Annotated in this window: 6 protein-coding genes; 3 read left to right on the top strand and 3 right to left on the bottom strand. The window is 66.7% G+C overall.

The window, feature by feature from the left end:
• Positions 1 to 1,970: DnaB-like helicase C-terminal domain-containing protein (locus tag I0Q12_RS03980; protein WP_231609960.1), on the top strand; the 1,970-nt coding region annotated here is incomplete at its 5' end.
• 471 nt (positions 1,971 to 2,441) lie between these two features.
• Here the strand turns inward: I0Q12_RS03980 and I0Q12_RS34600 are convergent.
• Complete coding sequence (locus tag I0Q12_RS34600; RefSeq protein WP_269437520.1) at positions 2,442 to 2,576, bottom strand: hypothetical protein; 135 nt, start codon at positions 2,574 to 2,576, stop codon at positions 2,442 to 2,444.
• 417 nt (positions 2,577 to 2,993) lie between these two features.
• On the opposite strand from I0Q12_RS34600, the gene I0Q12_RS03985 reads away from it, so the two are divergent.
• Positions 2,994 to 3,377 carry an OB-fold domain-containing protein gene (locus tag I0Q12_RS03985; RefSeq protein ID WP_307846015.1) on the top strand — a complete coding sequence of 128 codons (384 nt, stop codon included), beginning with the start codon at positions 2,994 to 2,996 and terminating at the stop codon, positions 3,375 to 3,377.
• A gap of 347 nt (positions 3,378 to 3,724) precedes the next feature.
• Entirely contained in the window at positions 3,725 to 3,991 is a 267-nt protein-coding gene (locus I0Q12_RS34800; RefSeq protein WP_307846020.1) for a hypothetical protein, read from the top strand.
• Between the two features lie 382 nt (positions 3,992 to 4,373).
• Here the strand turns inward: I0Q12_RS34800 and I0Q12_RS03990 are convergent, their stop codons facing one another.
• Both I0Q12_RS03990 and I0Q12_RS31885 read right to left on the bottom strand, forming a co-directional pair.
• Positions 4,374 to 4,643: a DUF3263 domain-containing protein gene (locus tag I0Q12_RS03990; protein WP_197250695.1), complete on the bottom strand. Its 270-nt coding sequence runs from the start codon at positions 4,641 to 4,643 to the stop codon at positions 4,374 to 4,376.
• Positions 4,644 to 4,710: 67 nt separating this feature from the next.
• Positions 4,711 to 5,497 (bottom strand): aldehyde dehydrogenase family protein (locus I0Q12_RS31885; RefSeq protein WP_231609961.1); only part of this gene is annotated, 787 nt, incomplete at its 5' end.

The following is a 5,497-nucleotide window of genomic DNA, read 5'->3' on the forward strand; positions in this document are numbered from 1 at the left end:
TCCGTTTCGAGAGCGACTGCCCGCGCTTGCTCGAGGACATCGCCGAACTGCTCGCCGGCCTCGGCTACACCCGCACCCTCGAATCCGGTTCGGTGTCCTTCACCGCCGACGACGACGTGTTCGTGCTGCCCAGCAAAGCCCTGCAGCACAAGGAGAACCGTCGCGCCGTCGCGCAGGAACGCCGCGTCGTCGCGGTACGGCCCGTCGCGTCGGTGCCGGTGAGGTGCGTCGAGGTCGACGGCGAGCACCTGTACCTGGCGGGCCGGTCGATGGTCCCCACCCACAATTCGACGCTCAGCATGGACTTCATGCGGTCGTGCTCGATCAAGCACGGCATGGCGTCGGTCATCTTCTCCCTGGAGATGGGCAAGACGGAGATCGTCATGCGTCTGCTCTCCGCCGAGGCGAAGATCAAGCTCGGCGACATGCGGTCCGGCCGTATGACCGACGACGACTGGACGCGCCTGGCCCGACGGATGAGCGAGATCAGCGAGGCCCCGCTGTTCATCGACGACTCCCCCAACCTGACGATGATGGAGATCCGCGCAAAGGCGCGGCGGCTCAAGCAGAAGCACGACATCCGTCTCATCGTCATCGACTACCTGCAGCTGATGTCGTCCGGCAAGAAGGTCGAGTCGCGTCAGCAGGAAGTCTCCGAATTCTCGCGTAGCCTCAAGCTTCTCGCGAAGGAACTCGAGGTTCCGGTCGTCGCGGTGTGTCAGCTCAACCGTGGCCCCGAGCAGCGCACCGACAAGAAGCCGCAGGTTTCGGACCTCCGCGAGTCGGGCTGCCTTCCCGCGAGCACGCGGGTGCTGCGGGCGGACAACGGCTGCGAGGTCACCCTCGGCGAGTTGCTGGAGTCCGGGGAACAGCCGGAGGTGTGGTCGCTCGACGAGCGCATGCGCATGGTCGCCCGTCCGATGGTGAAGGTGTTCCCGTCCGGGCGCAAGGAAGTGTTCCGGCTGACGCTCGATTCGGGTCGTCGGGTCGAGGCCACGGCGAACCATCCGTTCCTCACCGTCGACGGCTGGATTCCGCTCGGCGAGCTGATGGCCGGCGAGCGTGTCGCGGTTCCCCGCGCCCTGCCTGCTCCGCTCGAGGTCGTCGAACTGTCGGACGACGAGGTGTTCGATCTCGCGGGTCGTGCGGTCGCGCAGGGTTGTGTTCCCGCACAGGCATTTTCGCTGCCGAAGGCTCAGGTTGCGGCGTTCGTCTGCCACGTCTGGGAGGACGGCGGCGAGGTCGCGTGGGATGCCGAGGCCGCGCGCGCGGTGATCCGCTTCCCGTCCGCCGGTCGGCGGCTCGCGGACGACCTGGCCCGCCTGCTCCTACGGATCGGTGTGTTCGCGCGGATCGTCGAGACCGCTGCGGGCTGGGGCGTGGTCGTCACCGGCCGCGAGAACGAGGCCGTCTTCCTGCACGACGTCGGCAAGTACGGCACCGCAGCGCAGTGGGTGCTCGCGCAGCTCGGCCCGAAGCTGGTGCGGCACAGCGCCGATACGGTCACCCCCGAGATCGAGGCCGAACTCGCCCGGCTCCTCGCGGTCGAGAACCTCGCCCCCGCCGAACTGGTCGCCGCCGCGGTATCCCGGTCCGCATCGGGTGCACGATCGAGCCTGGCGCAGGTCGCCGGTGTCCTGGACACCGCCGACATCGACATGGTCGCGACGAACAACGTGTTCTGGGACGAGATCGTCTCCATCGAGAGCCTCGGCGAGCAGGACGTGTTCGACGGAACCGTCCCGGGCACCCATAATTTCGTGGCCGACGGCATCTCGGTGCACAACAGCCTCGAGCAGGACGCCGACATGGTCATCCTGCTGCACCGTCCCGACGCGTTCGAACGCGACGACCCGCGCGGTGGCGAGGCGGACCTCATCGTGGGCAAGCACCGTAACGGTCCGACGGCCACGATCACGGTCGCGCACCAGCTGCACCTGTCACGCTTCGTGGACATGGCGCGAGGCTGAGCCGATAGACCGCGGCGGTGCCGCTGCGTGCGGTTGCTCCGCCGTCCGTCATCTCGGATTGAACCCAGGTGCGTCCGAAATCGTGGTTGGCGTACCGATATATGCGTACGCCAACCACAATTTTCGTCGTGTGTAGACAAATCTGAACATCTGACCGATTGTTGAGACGGCGTTCCACCGTCCCCGACGTGTGAGGTGTCGACACACGAGTGCAGCAAGGGACGGCTGGTTTGCGCGAGTCCAATCCCGTTGGCCGGGGCCGCTTCACACTCGGTTGACGCGGCGTGTGGTGTCCCGGTTGACGAAGCTGCCCCGGATTCCCTCCGAGGTGCAGTGGTCGGGCATCCTGACCGTCGCCGCCGCGGAGCCTGTCCGCAGCCGCGTGGCGCTCGCCCTGGCCTGCACCGGTGATGCAACGACGGAAGTGTCGATGCGTCGGGCCGCAGGAGTTCGTTCGGGGCGAGTGGGGTGTCAGTGGCGGACGGGGTTGCCTGCCTCGTCCCAGTCGGGCAGCTCCGGGATCCGGGTGGCCAGGACGGTGTCGGCGAGGATCAGGGCGACGGCGATTGTGAGAGCAACCGGTCGGAGGACGAACAAGGTGATCATCGGAGGGGTTCTTTTCTTTCTGGGGTCGCCGTCGGTGTGTCGGGCATGTGTGCTTCACGGTGAGTGGAGCGTTTCGGGTTCTTCGAGGATCGTGTGCGCGCGGGAGTCCGGGAACGGCCGACCGGCGGTGTGGGGTACCCGTTTCGGACCCTGGTCCGTACCGGCCGGCTTCCTTCCTCCGGGAAAGATAGGTATGCCCCCGGGTATTACGACCGTCGCTACACCGCGGCGGAGGCGGCATCGTGTGACGTGCCTAATCAGCTCTACGGAGGTTCGCGCGATGTACCACCCACACCGATCGCTAGTGCCCCGAGCCGACGGGCCTCACTTGGCGCTGCACCGTTCGAACTCGAACCCGGAATGCTTCGGCACCGCGACGCGCACCGTCCTGGGTGGGTTCGGTGTCGAGGTCGCGCCGTGACCGCCGCCGTCTTCGGCCGCGGGCGCGTGACCACGCGCTGCGGGAAGCTCGTCATCTGGAAATGTCGGGACTGCGCCGTGCTGCTCCCGCCCCTGAGCGTCTCCTGCCACTCGTGCGGCCACGGCGAACTCGAAGCTGTCGACTCGGCCGGGGCGGGAGTGATCGTGTCGTGCCGGACCGCCGATCGTGCACCCGACCCGGTGTGCGGCGCGCCGTGCCCGTCGGTGATCGCCATCGTCGAACTCGACGAGGGCCCGTGGGTCTATTCGTGGATCGACGGTGAGCTTCCGGTGCCGCCCGATCGGCCGGTGAGGGTGTATTTCCGGGACACGCAACCGGGGGAGAGATTCCCGGTCTTCGAACCACTCGACTCCCGGTGACTTCCGGTCGTCTCCGATCCCGAGCGCATGCCGGAACTCGATCGAGCCACCGGCGGAGAACGGCGCATGCGTCGTTCCTGGCCGAGAACTGTGCTGACCCCGGGAGGCTCCCACGGCGTGTGCGTCGGACCAGTGGTGTTTGCGGCGATGTGGGGCTTCTGTGCCGGGCGTACGGGCCAGGCGGCAAGGCGGGGTCCGTGGTGGTGTCGGTGGCTTGCGAATGCAACACCGGGAAGCGTTCGGCGATACCCCTGCAGGGGCGTGGGCGTGCCGGAGGTGCGGGTGGCCGGGGAGGGGGGCCGGTGAACGGTTGTGTGGCGGCTGTCGTGTGGTGTGGAAGGAAGGCAATGCCCGGAGCAGGTATCGGCGCGATGGTTGGTCTGTTGTGGTGGCTCTTGCTGGTGGTTCCCGTTTCGTTCGGCGTGGCGGCACGAGCGGACGCGAAGGCCCGCCGTATGTCCGAGTCCCGGGCGTCCGATCAGGATCGGAGGGGATCGGTCGCGGCTGGTCGGTGCGATCGGTGGCGGAAGCTCGCAACCCGGGCGTGGTTGATCTGTGGCGGCGCATCGCTGGTCACGGGAGGGGTCGTCGGTGTCCTGATCTTTGTCGGTTGAGGGTGGCCTGCACCGGGCACGCGCTCGATCGTGTGAAGCTGTCGGGGGCGAGACGAGATGTCGACGTCGACCCTGCTCCCGGATCGTCCCCAGAATTTGAAAACCATTCGACAGCAGTGGCATACGTGATCTCGAGATCCCGCGGGATGCGGCGACCCGGCCGGGCCTCGCAGGGAAGTGCAACGGTCAAGCCCGATCACGGGCGACTCCGAAGGTGCACCCACCGTTCTGGATGACCATCTGCTGAAGGAGTGAAATTGGGGCAGGGCGCATAGGTGGGTGTCGGGACGCGCTGCGCCGGGCCGGTATCCGGGTGGTTCGGAGCCCTTCACACGCTGTCAGGACTACGCGCGAAGTGCGAGCGAGATGTTCACTCGTCTTGTCACAGCGGTTCGAACCTCATGATCGAGTCCGCTGGGGCGTGACGACGTCTGCGACCGGCCGGTGGATAGCCGAGTTTGTGTGCGCAGAGAGCTTTCAGACGGCGCCGGACCTGGACGTCGATACTCGGATGTTCGTCGAGGAGACTCTGCAGGCGGTGGTAGAAGTCGATGGGTAGGAGTCCGAACTCGGGCAGGATGTGCTCGTCACCGCCACCGTAGGGTGCCCACCGCACGGCGAAGTCGAGCAGCGCGACTTCATCTTTCGTCACTGTGCTCCTTTCCTGAAATTCACCACCGTGGGCGGGGCTGCATATACAGGTAGCCCCGCCCACCGTGTCAGCGCACGTCGAGGTAAATGCTCTTGAGCTGTTGGTAGCCCGCCAGTCCTTCGGGCCCGAGTTCCCGCCCGAGTCCGCTGTTCTTGATGCCGCCGAAGGGGGCGGTCGGATCGTTGGCGTAGCCGTTGATGCCGACCGTTCCGCTGGCGATGTTGCGGGCAAAGCGTGCACCGCGTTCGGGGTCGGCGGTCCAGACCGAACCACCGAGGCCGTAGTCCGAGTGGTTGGCGATGGCGATTGCCTCGGCTTCATCGGTGTAGGGGATGACCGACAGCACCGGGCCGAAGATCTCCTCCTGCGCGATGGTGTGCCCCGTCTCGACGTCGGCGAATACCGTGGGTTCGACGAACCAGCCGTGATCTGCCCCGGCAGGACGCTTGCCGCCGGTGGTGATCCGCCCACCGTCCGACTTACCCTTCTCGATGTAGCCTTCGACGCGATCGCGTTGACGGGCCGAGACCAGCGGTCCCATCTGTGTCGCTTCCGAGAGCGGGTCGCCGACGGACACACCCTTCGCGAGATCCGTAATAGTGTCGACGATCTCGTCGTAGCGTGAACGCGGCGCGAGTACCCGGGTGCCGAGCCAGCAGATCTGGCCGTTGTTTAGAAGCGTTGCGGCATAGAAGGATTCGATGTTGGCTGCGAGGTCGGCATCGTCGAGGACGACCGCGGCGGACTTGCCGCCGAGTTCGAGGGTGACCGGGCGCAGCAGTTCACCGCAGGTGCGGGCAATGGTGCGGCCGGCGGCGGTGGAGCCGGTGAACGAGACCTTGTCGATGCCCGGG

Source organism: Rhodococcus sp. CX (assembly GCF_015865005.1).
Lineage (GTDB): Bacteria > Actinomycetota > Actinomycetes > Mycobacteriales > Mycobacteriaceae > Rhodococcus.

Coding starts and splice junctions, on each gene's coding strand:
- I0Q12_RS34800 (WP_307846020.1), top strand. CDS start 3,725: ATGCCCGGAGCAGGTATCGGCGCGATGGTTGGTCTGTTGTGGTGGCTC.
- I0Q12_RS34600 (WP_269437520.1), bottom strand. CDS start 2,576: ATGATCACCTTGTTCGTCCTCCGACCGGTTGCTCTCACAATCGCCGTC.